This window comes from Nocardioides flavescens, assembly GCF_009823805.1.
GTDB classification, from domain to species: Bacteria; Actinomycetota; Actinomycetes; order Propionibacteriales; family Nocardioidaceae; genus Nocardioides; species Nocardioides flavescens.
This window is the reverse complement of the sequence record NZ_WUEK01000006.1, coordinates 79,795-99,737: the sequence shown is the minus strand read 5'-3', so window position 1 is coordinate 99,737 and position 19,943 is coordinate 79,795. Positions and strand designations below refer to the sequence as shown.

Here is a 19,943-nt window from a genome sequence, read left to right as displayed (position 1 = left end):
CGGCGATGCCGAACGGCGTACGGTCGGACCCGTGCCGGGCACCATCCAGTCCATCGAGCGCGCCGCCCAGGCCCTGCACCTGCTCGGCGCCGTGCCCGAGCCGCTCCCGCTCGGCGAGCTGGCCCGACTGCTCGACCTGCCCAAGACCACCGTGCACGGGATCGTGCGCACGCTCTGCGAGGTGGGGTTCGTCGTGCAGGACCCGGCCACCGGCCACTACTCGCTCGGCAGCGGGCTCGCCGACCTCGGCCGGGCGGTCGACCCCCACCTGCTCCGGGCCCGGGTGTCGCACTGGGCGGACGGGCTCGCCGCCCGCACGGGCCTCGCGGTCGAGGTCGCCATGCTGCGCGGGCCGACGGCCGAGCTGGTGGCCCACGTCTTCCGTCCCGACGGCTCGCCCCAGCGGCTGCGCGTCGGCGAGCTGGTGCCGGCGCACGCCACCGCGCTCGGCCACGTGCTGCTGGCCTGGGCCCCGGTCGCTTCCCGGGTCCGCGAGCTCGCGCTCACGGCGTACACCCCCACGACGCCGAGCACCCACGTCGCGCTCGGCCGCGCGCTGCAGCTCGCCCGCCGCCAGGGCTGGGCCGCGCTCGACGGCGGGCTCACCCTCGGCACCGCCGGGGTCGCGGCGCCCATCCACCACCAGGTCGGCACCGCCGTAGGCGCGATCGGCGTCGTCGGCCCCAGCGACCAGGTGCTGCAGCCCTCGGGCGCGCCGCACCCCGGACTCGTGGAGCAGCTGCTCGCGGCCGCCCACGCCACGGCCTCCACGCTCCGGGACCGACTGTGAGCGGTGGGTACGTCGCCGCCATCGACCAGGGCACGACGTCGACCCGCTGCCTGGTCTTCGACCACGCCGGGCGGATGGTCTCGCTCGCCCAGCACGAGCACACCCAACACTTCCCGCGCCCCGGGTGGGCCGAGCACGACGCGGCCGAGATCTGGGCCAACACCCAGCGGGTGCTGCCGGAGGCGCTCGCACTGGCCGAGCTCGAGGTCGGCGACATCGCCGGGGTGGGCATCGCCAACCAGCGCGAGACCACCCTGGTGTGGGACCGCTCGACCGGCCGTCCCGTCGCGCCGGCCATCACCTGGCAGGACACCCGCTGCGCCGACATCGTCGCCGAGATGCTGCGCGGACCCCACGTCGAGCTGTTCGAGCAGGTGACGGGGCTGACCCCGGCCGGCTACTTCGCGGCCCCCCGGCTGCGCTGGCTGCTCGACCACGTGCCGGGGCTGCAGCGCCGGGCCCGCACCGGGCAGCTCGCCTTCGGCACGGTCGAGAGCTGGCTGATCTGGAACCTCACCGGCGGTCCCGACGGCGGCGTCCACGTCACCGACGTGACCAACGCGAGCCGCACCCTGCTCATGGACGCGCGCACGCTGTCGTGGGACCAGCGCCTGCTCGACGCCCTCGACGTACCGGCGGAGTTGATGCCCGAGATCCGCCCCAACGTCGAGGTCCACGGCACCTGCCGCGTCGGTCTGCCGGGCGTGCAGATCGGTGGCGCCTTCGGCGACCAGCAGGCGGCGCTCTTCGGGCAGACCTGCTTCGCCGCGGGCGAGGCCAAGTGCACCTACGGCACCGGCGCCTTCCTGCTGATGAACACCGGCGAGGCCCCCGCACCGTCGGCGCGGGGACTGCTCTCCACGGTCGCCTACGCGATCGAGGGCGAGGCGCCGCGCTACGCCACCGAGGGCTCGATCGCGGTCGCGGGGGCGCTCGTGCAGTGGTTCCGCGACGCCCTCGAGATGATCGGCTCCGCCCCCGAGATCGAGACGCTGGCGCGCCGCGTCGACGACACCGGCGACTGCTACGTCGTGCCGGCGTTCGCCGGGCTCTTCGCCCCGCACTGGGAGCCCGACGCCCGCGGGGTGATCGTCGGGCTGACGTCCTACGTCACCCGAGCCCACCTCGCCCGGGCCGTGCTCGAGGCCACCGCCTGGCAGACCGCCGAGGTGGTCGAGGCGATGACCGCCGACACCGGCATCGCGTTCACCTCGCTGCGCGTCGACGGCGGCATGACCACCAACCACCTCGCCATGCAGATGGTCGCCGACGTCCTCGCCGTCCCCGTCGAGCGGCCGCTCGGCTCCGAGTCGGTGTCCGTCGGTGCGGCGTACGCCGCCGGGCTGGCCGTGGGCTACTGGCCCGACCTCGAGGTGCTGCGGGCCAACTGGCGCCGCGCGGCCACCTGGGAGCCCGCGATGAGCGCCGCCTCCCGCCGCCGCGGGCGCGCCGCGTGGGACCGCGCCGTCCAGCGCACCCGGGGCTGGGTCGTCGAGGACTGAGCCCGGCCGTCCCCCGCAGGTCTGGGGGTCGGGTAGTCCGCGACGTTCTGGTCCCTGACGTCCGCGCGCAGGGGCCAGAACGTCACGGACTGCCGACCCCTCAGCGCTCCGGCAGCCCGATCGGGGTCACGGTGGGCAGCTCGGCGCGGACGAGGTCCGACAGCGGTCCGGCCACCTCGCGGAACCGGTCGGCGACGTCGTCACCGGCCGCCTCCCACGGCTCGTGGGCGAGGTCGTCGGTGAGCTCCTCGGCGCGCTCGAGCTTGGCCCGTCCCGAGATGGTGGCGGTGCCGTCGGGCGACATCAGCCCGCGCGAGACCAGCGCCTTCCGGGCGGCCTCCCACTCGTCCTCGGTCCAACCCCTGCTCTCCTGCAGCACCTCGCGCGAGAGGTCGATCCCGGTGCGCAGCACCATCGTCGAGAGGCCGTCGAGCCCGACGGCGAGCTGAGCGGCGAGGTGCCCGTCGCCGCGGGTCTCGCGCAGGACGGTCGCGGCCTGCCAGAGCACCCCGAGCGGGTCCTCGGGCCAGGGCAGCGCGGCGTTGGCGGCGCCGAGGGCACGACCGCCGGTCTCGGCGCGCTCGGCGACCGAGCGCAGGAGCCCAGCAGCCTCCTCGACCTCGCCCTCCCGCCCGGCGAGGAGCCGTCCGAGCGCGTGGCGGGCGCCGTCGAGCCGGGCCTGGAGAGCGGCCTCCGGAGGGGCGAGGTCCCACACCGCCGGGATCGCGCGCTCGACGGTGCGCGGGGCGAAGCCGCCGAAGAGCGCCGTGACCACCGCGGCCGGCGTACGACCCAGTGGCGCGGAGCGGCCGGCGAAGTAGCCGCGCCAGAACCCTCGGTAGCCCGCCGCCTCGAACGCCGCGCGGGCCTCGGGGGCGAAGTAGGTGACGACGTGGAAGGGCTCGTAGATCGCCCACAGGTCCCGCGCAGGTCTCACCGGGCCTATCGTAGGCAGTGATCTGCGCCACCCCTGCAGCTCACCCACCACAGACGCCACCACCCACGTGGCCACAGCAGAACGGACGGGCCCACCCATGCCCCAGCACGCCAGCACCCAGCCCCTCGACGTCTTCGAGGCCGGCGCCGACCACGAGCAGGTCGTCTTCGCCCAGGACCCCGCCAGCGGTCTCCGCGCGATCGTCGCGATCCATTCGACCGCCCTGGGGCCCGCCCTCGGCGGCACCCGCTTCTTCCCCTACGCCTCCACCGGCGCGGCGCTCGCCGACGTCCTCGACCTGTCGCGCGGCATGTCCTACAAGGCCGCGCTCGCCGGGCTCGACCTCGGCGGCGGCAAGGCCGTGATCGTCGGCGACCCGGCGACGCTGCGCTCCGAGGCGCTCTTCCGCGCCTACGGCCGGTTCGTGCAGTCCCTCGGCGGTCGCTACTGGACGGCCTGCGACGTCGGGACGTACTCCCCCGACATGGACGACATCGCCCGCGACTGCGACTACGTCACCGGCCGCACCACCGCCCACGGCGGTGCGGGCGACAGCTCCGTGCTCACGGCGTACGGCGTGTTCCAGGGCATGCGCGCGGCCGCGCAGGTCGCCTGGGGCGCCCCGACGCTCGAGGGACGCACCGTCGGGGTCGCGGGCGTCGGCAAGGTCGGGCACCACCTCGTCTCGCGGCTCGTCGCCGACGGGGCGCGTGTGGTGGTCACCGACGTGAGCGACGCCGCCGTGGCGCGCGTCCTCGCCGAGCACCCGGGCGTGAGCGCGGTCGCCTCGACCGACGAGCTCGTGACGGGCGACCTCGACGTCTACGCGCCGTGCGCGATGGGCGGGGCGCTCACCGACGAGGTGGTCGCCGGGCTCCGGGCGCGCATCGTGTGCGGAGCCGCCAACAACCAGCTCGCGCACCCCGGTGTCGAGAAGCTGCTCGAGGAGCACGGGGTGCTCTACGCCCCCGACTACTGCGTCAACGCCGGCGGACTCGTCCAGGTCGCCGACGAGCGCGACCCCTCCGGCTTCAACCTCGAGCGCGCCGAGCAGCGCGCCACGGGCATCTTCGACACCACGCTGGGGGTCTTCGAGGTCGCCGCCGCCGACGGGGTCACCCCCGCCGAGGCCGCCGACCGGCTCGCCGAGCGCCGCATGCGCGACGTCGGCCGCCTGCGGGGTCTCTGGGTCGCCTGAGGGGTTTCGAGAGAGTCGCTAGCGCGACTTCCTCAATCACCGGCAACACGTAGGTCGAGGAGGTCGCGCTGGCAACGGTCTCGACGGTGGTCACCACCCTGGGGTGGTGACCACCGTCGCGGTGGTCGTACGACGTCCGGGAGCGCAGGCGCCCCCGAGAGGGTTCAGTCGCGGGAGGGGCCGGAGTAGTCCGACCACTTCTCCAGGACTTCCGGGTCGACGTCGTCGGACGACGTCTCTCCGGTCTCACGGTGGAGCTCGTTGGCCAAGGCCCCGAAGTCCGTCTCGTGGGTCCGGTACTTCAGGTCGCGTGCGACCTTCGTCTGCTTGGCTTTTGCACGGCCGCGCCCCATAGGGTCAGCCCCCTCGCACTCGGCCGGGGCAAGTCTGCTCCCGGGCTGTCTCAAAGAGTTCTCGTGCGCGCAACGCTACCTGTTGCCTGGCTGTTCCCGCACACCAGGACACGGAAATGGACCCGAAACCGCGCAACAGCGCGCAGATCGGCTCACTAGGGGCTACCAGCCGGGGTGCTGACCCGCCAGCTCGACGGTCCCGCCGCGTCCCTCGAGAGCGCCGGTGGCGGCCGAGACCTCGCCGGCGACCCAGGCGTCGATGCCGTGCTGGGCCAGGAGCGAGATAGCCGTGTCGACGACCGTGGGGGCCACCAGCGCGACCATGCCGACGCCGCAGTTGAGCGTGGCCTCGAGGTCGGGCTGCGGGATCGAGCCGACCTGGCGGACCACGTCGAAGACCGGCGCGGGCGTCCAGGTGCCGCGCTCCAGCGTCGCGCTGAGCTCCTCGGGCATGACGCGGGCGAGGTTGGCCGCGAGACCACCTCCGGTCACGTGGGCCATCGCGTGGACGCCGTCCTGGGCGGCCAGGGCGAGGCAGGCCTTGGCGTAGATGCGGGTCGGGGTGAGCAGCTCCTCGCCGAGGGTGCGGCCGAACTCCGGCACGTGCCGCTCGACGTCCCACCCGGCACCGCCGTCGGCCGCCGCGCGCAGCAGGACGTGGCGCACCAGGGAGTAGCCGTTGGAGTGCAGGCCGCTCGACGCCATCGCGATGACCGCGTCGCCCGGGCGGACCCGCGCCGGACCCAGCAGCCGGTCCGCCTCCACGACGCCGGTCGTCGCGCCGGCGACGTCGTACTCGTCGGGGGCGAGCAGGCCGGGGTGCTCGGCGGTCTCGCCGCCGACCAGCGCGCAGCCGGCCTCGGCGCACGCCTCGGCGATGCCCTTGACGATCGCCGCGATGCGCTCGGGCACGACCCGGCCGCAGGCGATGTAGTCGGTCATGAAGAGCGGCTCTGCACCGCAGACGACGAGGTCGTCGACGACCATGCCGACCAGGTCGAAGCCGATCGTGTCGTGCACGTCCATCGCCTGCGCGATCGCGACCTTGGTGCCGACGCCGTCGGTCGAGGTCGCCAGCAGCGGGCGGGTGTACGACGTCAGGGCGCTCGCGTCGAACAGCCCGGCGAAGCCGCCGATGCCGCCGATCACCTCGGGTCGCTTCGCCTTGTCGATCCAGACCTTCATCAGGTCGACGGCGCGGTCGGCGGCGTCGATCGAGACCCCGGCCTCGGCGTAAGCATCGGTCACGGCAGGGACTCTCCTACGGGTTGTTGAGCACAGGCAGCGCCTTGCCCAGGGTGGGCGAGGCGAGCGTCGCCTCGAGCAGGTGCTTGCCGAGCATCGACTCGTCCGGCAGCGCGATGGGGTACTCGCCGGTGAAGCAGGCCTTGCACAGCTGCTCCTCGGGCTGCTGCGTGGCCGCGACCATCCCCTCCAGGGAGATGTAGCCGAGGGAGTCGGCCCCGATCGAGGCGCGGATCTCCTCGACGTCGAGGCCGTTGGCGATCAGCTCGGCGCGGGTGGCGAAGTCGATGCCGTAGAAGCAGGGCCAGGTGACCGGCGGGCTCGAGATCCGCACGTGCACCTCGAGCGCACCGGCCTCGCGCAGCATCCGCACCTGGGCGCGCTGGGTGTTGCCGCGCACGATCGAGTCGTCGACGACGACGAGCTTCTTGCCGCGCACCATGTGCTCGAGGGCGTTGAGCTTGAGCCGGATGCCGAGCTGGCGCAGGGTCTGGCTGGGCTGGATGAAGGTGCGCCCGACGTAGGCGTTCTTGACGAAGCCCTCGCCGAACGGGATGCCGCTCTCCTCGGCGTAGCCCGACGCGGCGGGGGTGCCGGAGGCCGGCACCGGCATCACCATGTCGGCCTCGACCGGGAACTGCCGGGCCAGCTCGCGGCCCATCTCGACCCGCGCGGCGTGGACGCTGCGGCCGCTGATGGTGGCGTCGGGGCGGGCGAGGTAGACGTACTCGAAGACGCAGCCCTTGCGCGCCGGCTCGGCGAAGCGGTGGGTGCGCAGCCCCTGCTCGTCGATCGCGATCATCTCGCCCGGCTCGACCTCGCGCACGACGGAGGCGCCGACCGTGGCGAGCGCGGCGTCCTCGGAGGCGACGACCCACCCGCGGTCGACGCGACCGAGGACGAGCGGGCGGATGCCCTGCGGGTCGCGGGCGGCGTACAGCGTGTCGTCGTCCATCCAGACGAAGCAGTAGGCCCCGCGCAGCAGCGGCAGGATCTCCAGCGCACGCTGCTCGAGCGTGGTGTCGGGGTGGTGGGCCAGCAGCGCCGTGACCAGGCTGGTGTCGTTGGTGGCACCGGCCTCGCCGGCCTTGAGGTCGAGCTCGCCGGCCGGGCCGGGCAGCGCCGCGACCATCTCGCGCAGCTCGTGGGTGTTGACCAGGTTGCCGTTGTGGCCCAGCGCGATCGAGCCGTGGGCGGTCGGGCGGAACGTCGGCTGGGCGTTCTGCCAGGTGCTCGCCCCGGTCGTGGAGTAGCGCGAGTGCCCGATGGCGACGTGGCCCTTGAGCGAGTCGAGAGTGGTCTCGTCGAAGACCTGGGAGACCAGCCCCATGTCCTTGTAGACCAGGATCTGGCGGCCGTTGCTCACCGCGATGCCGGCCGACTCCTGGCCGCGGTGCTGCAGGGCGTACAGCCCGAAGTAGGTCAGCTTGGCGACGTCCTCACCGGGCGCCCAGACCCCGAAGACGCCACAGGCGTCCTGCGGCCCGCGGTCCTGCGGGTCGAGCTCGTGGGTGAGGCGTCCGTCGCCGGTACGCCGCGTGCTGGAGGTCCGCTGGGAGCGCTCGAAGGGCACCTGCGGAGTCTAGGCCGCATCGGGGCGAGGGGCGCAGTCGCGACGAGGCGTGGAGCGGTGAGAGGCGGTGCGCGCGTTCCGCAGACATCCAGACCACCCGGCCGTAGCCTGAGGGGGCTCCCTGACCCCGAGGTTCCGATGTCCAGCGAACGCCCCCCCGAGGCCCCCGTCGACGAGGCGACGAGCTGGGCCGACGAGACGACCCAGGAGGCGCTCCAGGTCGTGGCGGAGGGCATCACCCAGCTGGCCGGCTTCGGGGTCGCCGCGGTGAGCGTCGTGCGCGACAGCCACCACATGCAGGTGATGGCGGTGGCGGGCAGCGAGGAGGCCCGCGACACGCTGCACGGCACCTTCACCCCCATCGACCGCCTCCTCGGCGAGCTCGAGCAGGCCCAGGACTGGGGCCACTTCAAGTTCGTGCCCCAGGAGAGCCTCGACCCCGAGGTCGAGACCTGGGGCTGGGTGCCCGACATCTCCCCCCTCGACGGCCCCGACGCCTGGCAGCCGATGGACCTGCTCGTCGCCCCGCTGTACGACGACGCGGGGGTGCTGCGCGGGACCCTGTCGATCGACTGCCCCACCGACGGGCGCCGGCCCGACACCGCGCACCGGCTCATCCTCGACCGCTACGCCGAGCAGGCCGCCCAGGCGCTGCTCATGGCCGTGGAGCGCGAGGAGCTGGCCGAGCAGGTGCGGATGCTCTCGGCCACCCGCGAGGTGGTGCGCCAGGCCTCGCGCGAGCCCGACCTGGCCGCGATGCTCCGGCTGATCCAGCCGAGCCTGGTGGCGGGTTTCCGTGCGCAGGGGATGTGGGTGCACACCTTCGACGCCGACGGCCACGGACTCGGCGCGATCTACACCGGCGGCGAGACCGAGATCGAGATGCCCGAGCACCTGGTCGGCATCGCCGAGCGCGCCGCCGCCGAGGCCTGGTCGGCCCAGCAGGTCGGGGTGGTCTCGCACCAGGTGACCCACCCGAGCACGATCGGCGCGATCTCGGCGCCCGAGCACGAGCAGATCCTGGGCTACCTCGAGGACATCGGCGTCGAGGCCCTGCTGTTCGTCCCCCTCGGCGCCGGGGCCGAGGTGCTCGGCAGCCTGGTGCTGACCCGCTCGGCCGACGACCCCGAGTTCACCGAGGTGGAGACCGACGCCGCCCTCGAGGTCGGTCGCGACCTCGGTCGCGCCGTCCTCAACGCCCGGGCGCTGGAGCGCGAGCGCGAGCTGGTGCGCGAGCTCAAGGCGCTCGACGACTACAAGACGACGCTCATCGCCACGCTCTCCCACGAGCTGAAGAGCCCGCTCGCGGCGATGCTCGCCAACATCGAGCTCCTCGACACCATCGTCGACCTCGACCCCGAGGCGCACGGCGTGCTCGCCGCCGTCGACCGGGGCGCCGTACGCCTCGTGAAGGTGGTCGAGGACCTGCTGCTGCTCGCCAAGATCGGCGACCCGCGGATGCCGCTGCTGCCCCGGTCGGTCTACCTGCCCGACGTCGTCGAGGACGTCGTCAGCCTGACCTCGATCCCGAGCCAGCAGCGGGTCAAGATCGAGACGATCGGCGACGTCGAGGACGTGCTCGCCCTGGGCGACCCCACCGAGCTGGACATCCTGGTGACCAACCTCGTGACCAACGCGATGAAGTACTCCGACGAGTCGAGCGAGGTCACCGTGGCGCTGCGCCGCGAGGGCGCCGACGTCGTCCTGGAGTGCTCCGACCACGGCATCGGCATCTCGGAGGCGGACCAGGTGCACCTGTTCCGCGAGTTCTTCCGCTCCGAGCACCGGGCGGTGCGCACCAAGCCCGGCACCGGCCTCGGGCTCACGATCGTCGAGCGGATCGTGGCGCGCCACGGCGGGCGGATCGAGGTCGACTCGACCCTCGGCGAGGGCTCGGTCTTCCGGGTCTTCCTGCCCGCCGCCTGACCTCCTCCCGGATCCTCAGGGGAGCAGCCACTCCGCGGTCGCCACGCCCTCGGGCCGCCACGCGACCCGCTCCACCTCGTCCGCCGCCCCGTCCGCCGTCCCGTCCGCCACGGCGAGGCCGAGCCAACCGCTCACGCACTCGCCCGGGACGAGCGCCGTGCCCACCGGGAACGCCGGCCGCGGCGTCTGCGCGACCGGCTCCCCCGCGGTCTCGCCCCCGTCGGCACCGACGACCACCCACTGCGACGCGTCGGTCGAGAGCAGAGGCGCATCGGGGTCCTGCTCGACGTCGGGCGAGAGGCACTGCTCCAACTCGAGGTCCAGCGAGCCGGCGCCCGGCCGGACGTCGGTGAGGGTCGTGGTCACCGCGCGACCGGTGCGCGGCTCGCCGAGGTCCAGCGCCGCGGTGCCGGTGTCGGGCGGGGCGACGGTGGGTGCGGGCTCGGCGGCTGGCTCCGGGCGCTCCTGCGCGCACCCGGCGAGCAGGGCCGCGGCGGCGAGCACCGCGAGGCGGTGCTCACGCACGGTCGCACCACGCGAGGAGGGACGGTACGTCGCTCAGCCGGGTCAGCGCCGCCCGCGGACCGGTGCCGAGGTAGCCGTCGGCCACCGCCCGGTCGAGCTGCTCCTCGAGCGGCGTCCAGTAGTCGTCGGGGTCCCAGAGCGCGATGGGCTTGGCGTGCAGGCCGAGCATCGACCACGTGTAGATCTCGAAGAGCTCCTCGAGGGTGCCCGCGCCGCCGGGCAGGGCCACGAAGGCGTCGGCGAGCTCGGCCATCCGGGCCTTCCGCTCGTGCATCGAGCCGACGACGTCGAGGGCGCTCAGGCCGTCGTGCGCCACCTCGCGGTCGACGAGGTGCTGCGGGATGACGCCGTGGACCTCGCCGCCCGCGGCGAGCGCGGTGTCGGCGAGGAGCCCCATGAGGCCGACCCGCGCGCCGCCGTACACGAGCGAGTGGCCGGCGTCGACCAGCCCCTCGGCGACGGCGATGGTGGCGGCCCGGTGGGCCTCGGTGCCGGCGGAGGAGCCCAGGAAGACCGCGATGCGCACGGTCCCATCATGCAGGCGCCCTCAGGCAGGGGTCAGGGCCCTGATCCTCTGCGGGAGGCTCTGCGCCAGTGCGGCCGCCTGGTTGCGGATCTCCGGCACGGCGGTGGTCTCCCACAGCACGCCCTTGCGCGGCGGACCGACGACGTAGAGCCCCGGGACGACGGCGCCGGTCGCGTCGAGGACCTCGCCGTGCGGGGTGCAGGCGATGCCGAGGCGCAGCGGGTCGGGCGTGAGCAGACCGCGCGAGACGAGCGCGGAGAGCAGCGGGTCGGTGCTGCGCGAGACGTCGCTCATGGGGCCCGTGCAGTTGACGACGGCGTCGGCGACCACGGGTGCGGCGAGCCCCGGCACGACGACCTCGGCGCGGTCGTCGCGGTCGGCGACCGACTGGAGCCCGCCGCCGACGACGGCGAGGCGCCCCTCCTCGCGGTAGCGGTCGAGCCGCGCCGCGACGCCGGGGGCCATCCGGTGGCGGCGGATCTCCCAGGCGCGGCCGTACGTCGCGAGGAAGCGGCGCCGCTCGTCGTGGTCGAGGCGCTGCCACAGCGACGGGGTCGGCGCCCGCAGACCGTCGACGACGGCGCGCCAGTCGACGCCCTGACGGGCGGCGGCGGCGATCTGGTCGCGCAGCAGGGTGGCGAGCTGGTCCGCGGTGACCGGCCCCTCGGGCACCGGGCTGAGCCAGGCGGTGGAGTTCTGCTCGATGTGGGCCTCGGGCAGCAGCCCGTGGCGGCTGACCATGACCACGCGGCGCGCGGGCGCGTCGTCGAGGAGGGTGATCACTGCGTCTACGGCGGTCAGGCCGGTGCCGACCAGCACGACCACGGCGTCCTCGGGCAGCGCCGCGAGGCGGTCGACGTCCCAGGGGTCGGCGAGGTGCCAGGGCGCCTGCGGGAGCTCGGTGCCGTCGACGGTGAGCGGCGCGGGGCGCTGGTTGCCGTGGGCGAGCACGACCGAGCTCGCCCGCGTGGTGCGACCGCCCTGGGCCAGCACCTCGAAGCCGCCGTCGACCACCCGGACGTCACAGACGCGCTCGGCCCGGAACGTCAGCCGCTCGTCGCGCAGCCGGTCGAGCGTCTCGCGCAGGTAGACGGCGTAGTCGCGGCGCGGCAGGAACGCCTGCGCGTCGGGCTGGCGGCCCGTCCGCTTCGCCCACTCGACGAGGTCGGAGGGGATGTCGGGGAACGCGCTCATGTGGCGCGAGCGCACGTTGAGGAGGTGGCGCCGGTCGCTCGTGCCGTAGGCCAGGCCCTTGCCGAGCTCGCCCGAGGCATCGTGCACGGTGACCTGCAGCGCGTGCGAGCGCGAGGCCATCAGGTGGATCGCGGTCAGCGTGCCGCTCGCTCCCCCACCGATCACCGCCACGTCGGCGTACGACGTGCCGCTCGGGTCCTGCTCGGCGGGCCACACGGCGTTCGACTCGGGCTTCAGCACCCTGAGAACTGTAGTAGGTCACTCATGTTTAGCGCCAATGGCGCGCCGGGAGTGGTGGCCCCGGCCCGGTAGTCACCGACGTTCCGGGGGCCTGAGACACCTCTCACCCACCCGGAACGTCGGTGACTACCGCTCGAACGTCGGTGACTACCGCTGGGACAGGTTGCGCAGCAGCAGCGTCTCGGCGACCACGACCCGTTCGAACTCGGCGAGGTGGAGCCCCTCGTTGGCGCCGTGGGCGCGGGTGTCGGGGTCCTCGACGCCGGTGACGAGCACGCTCGCCTCGGGGAAGGCCTCGAGGAACTCCGCGATGAACGGGATCGAGCCGCCCACGCCCATGTCGATCGGCGCGGTGCCGTCCCAGGCCTCCTCGAAGGCCGAGCGGGCGGCGTCGTACGCCGGACCGGTGGCGTCGATCTGGGTCGCCTCGCCGGTGTCGACGACGGTGAACCCGAGCTGGGCGCCCCACGGCACGTGGGCCTCGCAGTGGCGGCGCAGCGCGGCCAGGGCGCTCTCGGTAGTGTCGCCGGGCGCGATCCGCATGCTGATCCGGGCGCGGGCCGCGGGCACGAGCGTGTTGGAGGCGCCGTCGACCTTGGGGGCGTCGAGGCCGGTGATGCTGAGCGCGGGGCGGGTCCAGAGCCGCTCGACGACCGACCCGTCACCGATCCACTGCACGTCGGCGGTGGCGCCCGACTCGACGCGCAGCCGCTCCTCGGGGTACTCCACGTCGGCCGCCGGGCCGGCGTACAACCCCTCGACGGCGACGTTGCCGTCGTCGTCGTGCAGGCTGGCGATCAACCGCGACAGCGCGATGAGCGCGTCGGGCACGAGCCCGCCCCACATGCCCGAGTGCACCGCGTGGGTCAGCGTGCGCACCTCGACGTCGGCGCGTACGAGCCCGCGCAGCGAGGTGGTCAGCGCGGGCACGCCGATGTCCCAGTTGCCGGAGTCGGCGATGACGATGACGTCGGCGCGCAGCCGCTCCTGGTGCTCGGCGAGCAGCTGCGGGAGCGTGTCGGAGCCGACCTCCTCCTCACCCTCGACGAAGACGACGACGTTGACCGGCAGCTCGTCACCCCAGGCGCGGATCGCGCCGAGGTGGGCGGCGATGCCGGCCTTGTCGTCGGCGGCACCGCGGCCGTAGAGCCGGTCGCCGCGCTCGGTGGCCTCGAACGGCGGGGAGTCCCACTCGGCCGGGTCGTTCTCGGGCTGCACGTCGTGGTGGGCGTAGAGCAGCACCGTCGGCGCGCCCTCCGGGCCGGCCTTGCGGGCGATGACGGCGGGCGCCACACCCGCGTCGCCGGCGGTGACGATGTCGACCTCGTCGAAGGCCTCGGCCCGGAACAGGTCCGCCACCGCCTCGGCCGAGCGCTGCACCTCCGCCGCCCGCGCCGGGTCGGCGCTCACGGACTCGATGCGCACCAGGTCCTCGAGGTCTCGGCGCAGTGCGGGCATCAGCTCGCGCACCGTCGCGCGCAGCTGCTCGGTCGTGTGCTCGGTGGTCATGCTCCCGACCCTAGGGCGCGTCGGGCCTCAGGTCAGGGGCAGGTACGACGTCAGGTCGGCGCGCTCGCCGCTCGCCCGCACCCGGCCCTCGCCGGTGGCCTCGGCCCACGTGAGCTCGGCGGTGGCCAGCGCGATCCAGGTCTGCGCGTCGGTCTCGACGACGGCCGGCGGGGTGCCGCGCGTGTGCCGCACCCCGGGGATCGCCTGCACCGCGGCGTACGGCGGCACCCGCACCTCGACCGAGTGACCGGGCGCCCGGGTCTCGAGGACGGCCAGATAGTGCTTGACCAGCAGTCGCAGGTCACCCTTCTCGGCCTCACCGCCCCGCACCCGCTCCAGCGCCGCCACCACCGTCGCTCGGTCCTCGACGCGCAGGCGGGCAGGCACCTCGTCACGATACCGGGCGGTACTCACCGACGTTCCTGCGGTAGTCACCGACGTACGGCACCCCTGAGAGCCCTCTCAGACCCCCGGAACGTCGGTGACTACCGGACCGGGGAGCACGTCAAGTCCGACCAGACCCCAGGCGAGACGACCTAGCGCGGGGTCGGCTGGAGGAGCTGGAGCACGGTGTAGGTGCGGCGGCGGGGGTCACGGCCGCGGGTGCGCTCGGTCCAGGCGTCGAGGACGCCGGTGAGCTCGGCGGCGAGGTCGCGAGCCTCGTCCTCGTCGAGACGCAGCGTGTGCTCGGCGACGGTGCGGTGGGTGCCGGGTTCACGGTCGTCGGAGTACGCCGCGTCGACGAGCTCGTGCGCGTGCGCCGCGGCCTGGCCGCGGAAGACGCGGGAGGCGGCCGCGCCGCCGGGGGCGCGCTCGATCGAGCCGAGGTCGACGGTGAGACCGTCGGGCGAGGTCGCCCGCCAGACCCGGTCCCGCTTGTCGCGCGCGGCGGCGGCGTCCTCCTCGACGAGGCCGTACTTCGCGAGCTGGCGCAGGTGGAAGCTCGCTTGGTTGGCCGGGATGTCGAGCTCGCGGGCGATGTCGGCGGCGCGCAGCGAGCCCTGGGCGGCGAGCTCGCCCAGGATCCGCGTGCGCACCGGGTGGGCGATCGCTCGGAGGACGGTCGGGTCGTGCACGCCACCAGTCTCGCACGTCTCAGTGCGCAACAATCATTGCGCAAGCAATAGTGCGCACGTAATCTTGCGCATGTGGTCGAGACCCCGCTGCACCGCAACCACGACTTCACCGTGCTCTGGGTCGGCCAGACCGTGAACCTGCTGGGCACGCGCGTGAGCATGTTCGTGTTCCCACTCGTCGCCTACGCGCTCACGGGCTCGGCCCTCCTCGCCGGGCTGGCCGGTGCTGCGGAGCTCCTCGGCACCGCCCTGGCCCTGCTGCCCGCGGGCGTGGTGGCCGACCGCGTCGACCGGCGCCGGGTGCTGCGCTGGGCCGCCGGCAGCGGGGTCGTGCTCTACGCCTCGCTCGTCGTCGCCGTCGCGCTCGACGCCCTCACGCTCGCCCACCTGCTCGTGGTGGGGGTGCTGACCGGGGCCGCCGCGGGGCTCTTCGCCCCCGCGGAGAACGCCGCGATCCCCGCCGTCGTCCCCACCTCGCAGCTGCCGTCGGCGCTCAGCCGCAACGCCGCCCGCGAGCGCGTCGCCGACCTGGTCGGCGGACCCCTGGGCGGTGCGCTGTACGCCGTCGGCCGGGCCGCGCCGTTCCTCTTCGACGCCGTGACGTTCGCGCTCGCGTGGGTCCTGCTCGGGCGGCTGCGCACCGACCTGCGTCCCACGCCCCGGACGTCGGCGACGCGCGGCAGCGCCCGCCGCGACCTCATCGCCGGGTTCCGGTTCGTGTGGAGCCGGCCACTGTTCCGGACCCTCGCCGTGTGGGGCATGGGGGCCAACCTCGCGGTCAACGCCGTGTTCGTCGCGGCGACCCTGCGTCTGGTGCAGGACGGCTTCCCGGCCTGGCAGATCGGTCTCGTGGAGACGGCCGCGGGCCTCAGCGGCATCGCCGGCGCCGTCGTCGCGCCGCGGCTGATCGCCTGCGTGCGCACCGGCCGGCTGACCGTCGTGGTGGCGTGGAGCTTCGTGCCCTTGCTGCTGCCGATGGTCTGCTGGAGCCACCCCGCCGTGGTGGCCGCCGCGCTGGCCCTCGGGGTGTTCCTCAACCCCGCGGGCAACGCCGGGATCGCGGCGTACCGGATGAGCGTCACGCCGCCGGAGCTCGTCGGTCGGGTGCAGTCGGTGTCGCAGTTCCTGTCCTGGTCGACCATGCCGCTCGCGCCAGTCCTCGCGGGCGCACTGCTGGCCGGGCTCGGCGGACGCGCGACCGTCGCGGCACTGGCGGTGCTGACCGCGCTCGTCGCCCTGCTGCCCACCCTCAGCCGCGCGGTGCGGGACGTCCCCCGTCCCGACGCCTGGGCCGCCCAGGCAGACTGGACGGGTGCCGGAGGGAGACAGCGTCTACCTGCTGGCGCGCAAGCTCAACCGCGCCTCGAAGGGGCGGCTGGTGACCGCCGCGAGCCTGCGGGTGCCGCGCCTGGCCACCCGTGACCTCAGCGGCCGCACCCTGCTCGAGCACGCGACGTGGGGCAAGCACCTGCTGACCCGGTTCTCCGGCACCGACGACGGGCCCCCGGTCACGCTGCACAGCCACCTGCTGATGGACGGCGAGTGGTCGGTCGTGCGGCCCGGCAAGCGCCTGCCGACCCGGCTGATGCCGCAGGTGCGGGTCGTCCTCGAGCTGGAGACCGGCGCGACGGCGTACGGCCTGCGGCTACACCAGCTCGAGCTCGTCGCCACCGCCGAGGAGTCGGAGGTCGTGGGCCACCTCGGCCCCGACCCGCTGCGGGCCGACTGGCGGCCCGAGGAGGCGACACGACGGCTGCTCACCGACCCGAGCCGACCGCTCGTCTCGGCCCTGCTCGACCAGACGTTGATGGCGGGGGTCGGCAACCTGTGGGCCAACGAGCTCGCCTACGTGATCGGGCGCAGCCCCTGGACGCCGATCGGCGACCTCGGCCACGACGGCGTACGCCGCCTCGTCGACCGCGCGGCGACCGCCCTGCACCACTCGGCGACGGTGCCGGGCGCCTACCAGGTGACGACCGGCAGCAGCCGACGGGGCGAGGACCACTGGGTCGCCGGGCGGCAGCGGCGCCCCTGCCTGCGCTGCGGCACCGTCGTGCAGATGGCCGACGAGCTGCCCAACGATCCCGACAACCGGCGCACCTGGTGGTGCCCGCACTGCCAGCCCGGCCCCGGGCCCGAGGGCCGGCGCCGGCGTTCGGTCAGCTCGCCCGCACCTCGCTGAGGGCGGCGTGCTCGCTCGCCTCGGCGATGTCGGCGGCCGTCGTGACGAGGTCGCTGAGGCGCTCGCCGGCCCGTTCCATCGCGTCGAGGCAGAACTGCACCTCCGGCGGTAGGTCACCGGCGTGGTCGCGGACGATCTCGAGGTGCCCCAGCAGTGAGGCCAGCGGCGTGCGGAACTCGTGGTTGATCGCGTCGGCCAGCGACACGGGCAGCGGCCGTAGAGCCGTGCCCTGAGCGCCGAGGGGGAGTCCGAGACCTTCCATGCAGGGTTCCTACCCCCGCCTCAGGGGCTCGACCCCTGACCCCCGTCCCTGGTCTGGACCGTCGCTCAGCCCGTACGCCGCTCGGGGGCCGGACGGCCGACCGCCCGCAGCGGCGCGCCGTCGGCGGTGCGGCCCGCCCGGTGCCGGTCGGCGTCGCGTTCGATGAGGCCCGAGACGCGGCAGACCAGGTCGCGCAGTCGCCAGCCGGCCCGTTCGACGGCCTCCAGCGAGCGCGCCAGGTCGGGCGAGACCTCGCCACCGAGGTGGTCGCGGACGACCTCGAGGTGACCGAGCAGCGCGGTCAGCGGGGTCCGGAACTCGTGGTCGACCACCTGCACCAGACGCCGGTGCAGGCGATCGGAGGTCGCGGCCTCCTCGAGCTCGGAGGTGACGTCCTGGACGAGGGCGATCGCGCCGCGGCACTGCCCGTGGCGCTCGAGCGGCGCGGCGTTGCACCGCAGGAACCGCTGTCGGCCGTGGCGGTCGCGCACCCCGATGACCGCGTCGGCGACGTACTCCCCCGCCCGGGCGCGGGCCAGGGGCATCTCCTCGACCGGCAGCGGGGTGACGCCGTCCTCGCGGCACAGGTGGAAGACCTCGGGCAGCGCCGCCTCGGCGATCGGCGCGAAGCCGATCCCGAACAGCTCCTGCAGGGGCGGGCTCAGGAGGGTCAGCTCACCGTGCTCGTCGCAGGCGACGAGCCCGACACCGGTGCGTTCCATGACCTGACGCAGGTCGAGGCCGCCGAGTGATTCGAGTGTTCCGAGGTGGCGGTCCACACGTGACCCCTTCCGTCTCGCGGTACCCCCCGGAGCATGCACATCCTTCCCCACCACGCTCGGACCTCACACGTGATTCGTCAACTCCGCTTTGACGGTTCACCCCTGCGGGGTGGCCGGACGCTACGGTCGGCGCGTGAGCCGGGGCATGCACGAGCCGCTCGAGGCGGCGGCGGTGCGCCAGACCGTCGAGGAGCTGTACGCGCGGGTGGCGGCCCGCTTCCCCGAGCGCGGGCTGCGCCGGGTCTGCGGCGACCTGCTGGTCATCATCGACGAGGTGACGAGCGGCTCGTCGCGCAGCCAGCACCGCATCCGGGCCGCACGGGTGGGCTCGCGGGTCGCGATGCTCCTGGTGCTCGTCGCGACGGTCGTCGCCCTCGCGATGGCGACCTGGGACGCCGTGACCGACGACGGTGCGGTGGACAGCTCGCTCGACCTGCTGCCGCTGATCGAGACCGTCGTCAACGACGTGGTCTTCGCCGGGATCGCGGTGTTCTTCCTGTGGTCGTTCCCGGAGCGGCTGCAGCGCGGCCAGCTGCTCGACCTGCTGCACCAGCTCCGCTCGACCGCCCACATCATCGACATGCACCAGCTGACCAAGGACCCGGAGCAGCTGAAGCCGAGCTTCGTGCCGACCAGCGCGAGTCGGCCGCTCGGGATGACGCGCGACCAGGTCGAGCGCTACCTCGACTACTGCTCGGAGATGCTGAGCCTGGTCGGCAAGACCGCCGCCCTGTGCGCGGAGGAGTCACGCGACGCGGTCGTGCTCGACACCGTGTCGACCGTCGAGCAGCTCACGGTCGGGCTGTCGCGCAAGATCTGGCAGAAGATCTCGACGCTGCCGCCCGGGGAGCCGTACGTCGCACCGGCGCCCGCGCCCGCGTCAGCCGAGGGAGTCGAGGACCTCGACGGTCAGCCGCCACGCCTCTGAGCCGGTGTCGATGACGACGAAGTGGTCGCCGTCGACCTCGATCAGCTCGGCCTGCCCACCCGCGGCGAGCGCCGCGTCGACGTAGGTGCGCGACTGGCTGATCGGCACGTGGGTGTCGTCGCGCCCGTGCACGCACCAGACCGGCACGGAGAGCGGGACCTGCTGCAGTGGGTCGACGTCGGAGTCGCCCGCACCCGGGTCGTGACCCAGGAACTGCGCGGTCGCCCCGTCGCCCAACCCCTCGCGCTCGGCGCCGACCAGGTCGACGACCCCGGCCTGGGAGATCACGTGGGTGACGCCCTGCACCCGCCCGCCCGCCCAGGTCGCCAGGTGGCCACCGGCCGAGTGGCCGAGGGTCACGACGCGGGCGAGGTCGAGCCCGGTGCCGCGGAGCGTGCCGATGGCCGCGCGCACGTCGTCGAGGGTCTCGGGCACGCCGCCGCCGTTGCCCACGCGGCGGTACTCCACGTTGAGCGCCGCCCAGCCCCGGCCGGCCAGGTCGGCGGCCAGCGGGCGGCCGAGCTCGAGGTCGTACGCCGCGCGCCAGAACCCCCCGTGGATGACCACGACCACGCCCCGGGGCTCGCCCTCAGGTCGGGTCAGCTCGACGAACTGGCTCGGGTCGTCGCCGTACTCGATGCGCTCAGGGGTCATGTCCCCACGGTGCCCGCTCGGCTGGCGCCCAGCCGCACCGCACCCGGGGAGCGGTGCCCCAGCAACCTCCCCGAGCAGCAGGACGGTTGCTCACGCACCGCCACCCCCGACCCCGCCCTCAGTCGAAGCGCCCCTGCCGCCCGCGCTTGACCTCGCCTCGCCGCTTCTTGGCGTCGAGCCGACGGCGCTGGGAGCCGCGCGTGGGCTTGGTCGCCCGGCGGGGGCGCGGGGGCGGGGCGGCGGCGCGGCGCAGCAGCTCGACGAGGCGCTCGCGGGCGGCACGGCGGTTGTCGAGCTGGGCGCGGTGCTCGGAGGCGGCGACGGTGAGCACGCCGTCGACGAGCCGGCCGGCGAGGCGGTCGAGCAGCCGGGACCGTACGCCGGCCGGCGCGCGGCGCACGTCGTAGGACAGCTCGACGCGTGAGTCCGCGGTGTTGACGCCCTGCCCGCCCGGCCCCGACGAGCGCGAGAAGCGCTCGGCGAGGTCACCGGCCGGGATCGTCCAGGTGGCGGTGACGACGAGGTCGTCGGCCACGCGAGG

General features: G+C 74.2%; 21 protein-coding genes. 7 read left to right on the top strand and 14 right to left on the bottom strand.

Going from position 1 to position 19,943, the window contains the following annotated elements; genetic code table 11:
• The first annotated feature begins 31 nt into the window (after positions 1 to 31).
• Together GRQ65_RS24005 and glpK are read left to right on the top strand one after the other, a co-directional pair.
• Positions 32 to 790, top strand: coding sequence for an IclR family transcriptional regulator domain-containing protein (locus tag GRQ65_RS24005; RefSeq protein WP_160878053.1), 759 nt, complete (start codon positions 32 to 34; stop codon positions 788 to 790).
• Positions 787 to 2,292: a glycerol kinase GlpK gene (gene glpK, locus GRQ65_RS11185; protein WP_160878052.1), complete on the top strand. Its 1,506-nt coding sequence runs from the start codon at positions 787 to 789 to the stop codon at positions 2,290 to 2,292. Before GRQ65_RS24005 ends, glpK begins: the two co-directional genes overlap by 4 nt.
• 100 nt (positions 2,293 to 2,392) lie before the next feature.
• Here the strand turns inward: glpK and GRQ65_RS11180 are convergent, their stop codons facing one another.
• Positions 2,393 to 3,229, bottom strand: coding sequence for an SCO6745 family protein (locus tag GRQ65_RS11180; RefSeq protein WP_160878051.1), 837 nt, complete (start codon positions 3,227 to 3,229; stop codon positions 2,393 to 2,395).
• Positions 3,230 to 3,326: 97 nt separating this feature from the next.
• Here GRQ65_RS11180 and GRQ65_RS11175 point away from each other — a divergent pair, with 97 nt between their 5' ends.
• Positions 3,327 to 4,427, top strand: coding sequence for a Leu/Phe/Val dehydrogenase (locus GRQ65_RS11175; protein ID WP_160878050.1), 1,101 nt, complete (start codon positions 3,327 to 3,329; stop codon positions 4,425 to 4,427).
• 164 nt (positions 4,428 to 4,591) lie between these two features.
• On the opposite strand, the gene GRQ65_RS11170 is transcribed toward GRQ65_RS11175, so the two are convergent.
• The 3 genes from GRQ65_RS11170 to purF all read right to left on the bottom strand — a co-directional run bounded on the left by GRQ65_RS11170 (position 4,592) and on the right by purF (position 7,598).
• Complete coding sequence (locus GRQ65_RS11170) at positions 4,592 to 4,780, bottom strand: DUF3073 domain-containing protein (protein ID WP_160878049.1); 189 nt, start codon at positions 4,778 to 4,780, stop codon at positions 4,592 to 4,594.
• A gap of 162 nt (positions 4,781 to 4,942) precedes the next feature.
• The gene (purM, locus tag GRQ65_RS11165) at positions 4,943 to 6,028 is read right to left on the bottom strand and encodes a phosphoribosylformylglycinamidine cyclo-ligase (protein ID WP_160878048.1); all 1,086 of its coding nucleotides are present in this window, start codon (positions 6,026 to 6,028) and stop codon (positions 4,943 to 4,945) included.
• Between the two features lie 13 nt (positions 6,029 to 6,041).
• Positions 6,042 to 7,598: an amidophosphoribosyltransferase gene (gene purF / locus GRQ65_RS11160; RefSeq protein WP_160878047.1), complete on the bottom strand. Its 1,557-nt coding sequence runs from the start codon at positions 7,596 to 7,598 to the stop codon at positions 6,042 to 6,044.
• A gap of 138 nt (positions 7,599 to 7,736) precedes the next feature.
• Between purF and GRQ65_RS11155 the strand changes: the two genes are divergently transcribed.
• Positions 7,737 to 9,524 (top strand): sensor histidine kinase, encoded by a 1,788-nt coding sequence (locus tag GRQ65_RS11155; protein WP_160878046.1) that lies wholly within the window; start codon positions 7,737 to 7,739, stop codon positions 9,522 to 9,524.
• A 15-nt stretch (positions 9,525 to 9,539) separates the two neighbouring features.
• Here GRQ65_RS11155 and GRQ65_RS11150 read toward each other — a convergent pair whose 3' ends face one another.
• The 6 genes from GRQ65_RS11150 to GRQ65_RS11125 all read right to left on the bottom strand — a co-directional run bounded on the left by GRQ65_RS11150 (position 9,540) and on the right by GRQ65_RS11125 (position 14,594).
• Positions 9,540 to 10,049 (bottom strand): hypothetical protein, encoded by a 510-nt coding sequence (locus tag GRQ65_RS11150; RefSeq protein WP_160878045.1) that lies wholly within the window; start codon positions 10,047 to 10,049, stop codon positions 9,540 to 9,542.
• The gene (locus tag GRQ65_RS11145) at positions 10,042 to 10,575 is read right to left on the bottom strand and encodes a TIGR00730 family Rossman fold protein (protein WP_160878044.1); all 534 of its coding nucleotides are present in this window, start codon (positions 10,573 to 10,575) and stop codon (positions 10,042 to 10,044) included. Before GRQ65_RS11145 ends, GRQ65_RS11150 begins: the two co-directional genes overlap by 8 nt.
• Positions 10,576 to 10,596: 21 nt before the next feature.
• The gene (locus GRQ65_RS11140) at positions 10,597 to 12,009 is read right to left on the bottom strand and encodes an FAD/NAD(P)-binding protein (protein WP_337191651.1); all 1,413 of its coding nucleotides are present in this window, start codon (positions 12,007 to 12,009) and stop codon (positions 10,597 to 10,599) included.
• A 147-nt stretch (positions 12,010 to 12,156) separates the two neighbouring features.
• The gene (locus GRQ65_RS11135; RefSeq protein WP_160878043.1) at positions 12,157 to 13,518 is read right to left on the bottom strand and encodes a dipeptidase; all 1,362 of its coding nucleotides are present in this window, start codon (positions 13,516 to 13,518) and stop codon (positions 12,157 to 12,159) included.
• A gap of 27 nt (positions 13,519 to 13,545) precedes the next feature.
• Entirely contained in the window at positions 13,546 to 13,905 is a 360-nt protein-coding gene (locus GRQ65_RS11130; RefSeq protein WP_160878042.1) for a sterol carrier family protein, read from the bottom strand.
• Positions 13,906 to 14,054: 149 nt separating this feature from the next.
• A complete protein-coding gene (locus GRQ65_RS11125) occupies positions 14,055 to 14,594 on the bottom strand; it encodes a helix-turn-helix domain-containing protein (protein ID WP_337191650.1) in 540 nt (179 codons plus the stop codon).
• A 72-nt stretch (positions 14,595 to 14,666) separates the two neighbouring features.
• Between GRQ65_RS11125 and GRQ65_RS11120 the strand changes: the two genes are divergently transcribed.
• Both GRQ65_RS11120 and GRQ65_RS11115 read left to right on the top strand, forming a co-directional pair.
• Complete coding sequence (locus tag GRQ65_RS11120; RefSeq protein WP_160878040.1) at positions 14,667 to 16,016, top strand: MFS transporter; 1,350 nt, start codon at positions 14,667 to 14,669, stop codon at positions 16,014 to 16,016.
• Positions 15,907 to 16,776, top strand: coding sequence for a DNA-formamidopyrimidine glycosylase family protein (locus tag GRQ65_RS11115; protein WP_160878039.1), 870 nt, complete (start codon positions 15,907 to 15,909; stop codon positions 16,774 to 16,776). Before GRQ65_RS11120 ends, GRQ65_RS11115 begins: the two co-directional genes overlap by 110 nt.
• On the opposite strand, the gene GRQ65_RS11110 is transcribed toward GRQ65_RS11115, so the two are convergent.
• Together GRQ65_RS11110 and GRQ65_RS11105 are read right to left on the bottom strand one after the other, a co-directional pair.
• Positions 16,754 to 17,038, bottom strand: coding sequence for a histidine kinase dimerization/phospho-acceptor domain-containing protein (locus GRQ65_RS11110; protein ID WP_160878038.1), 285 nt, complete (start codon positions 17,036 to 17,038; stop codon positions 16,754 to 16,756). The genes GRQ65_RS11115 and GRQ65_RS11110 overlap by 23 nt on opposite strands.
• Positions 17,039 to 17,103: 65 nt before the next feature.
• Positions 17,104 to 17,760, bottom strand: coding sequence for a histidine kinase dimerization/phospho-acceptor domain-containing protein (locus GRQ65_RS11105; protein WP_160878037.1), 657 nt, complete (start codon positions 17,758 to 17,760; stop codon positions 17,104 to 17,106).
• Positions 17,761 to 17,953: 193 nt separating this feature from the next.
• Between GRQ65_RS11105 and GRQ65_RS11100 the strand changes: the two genes are divergently transcribed.
• The gene (locus GRQ65_RS11100) at positions 17,954 to 18,748 is read left to right on the top strand and encodes a hypothetical protein (RefSeq protein WP_202387963.1); all 795 of its coding nucleotides are present in this window, start codon (positions 17,954 to 17,956) and stop codon (positions 18,746 to 18,748) included.
• On the opposite strand, the gene GRQ65_RS11095 is transcribed toward GRQ65_RS11100, so the two are convergent.
• On the bottom strand, positions 18,701 to 19,402 hold the full coding sequence (locus tag GRQ65_RS11095) for an alpha/beta hydrolase family protein (protein WP_160878036.1): 702 nt from the start codon (positions 19,400 to 19,402) through the stop codon (positions 18,701 to 18,703). The two genes, GRQ65_RS11100 and GRQ65_RS11095, sit on opposite strands and share 48 nt — an antisense overlap.
• A gap of 118 nt (positions 19,403 to 19,520) precedes the next feature.
• On the bottom strand, positions 19,521 to 19,937 hold the full coding sequence (arfB, locus tag GRQ65_RS11090; protein WP_160878035.1) for an alternative ribosome rescue aminoacyl-tRNA hydrolase ArfB: 417 nt from the start codon (positions 19,935 to 19,937) through the stop codon (positions 19,521 to 19,523).
• Positions 19,938 to 19,943: the final 6 nt, after the last annotated feature.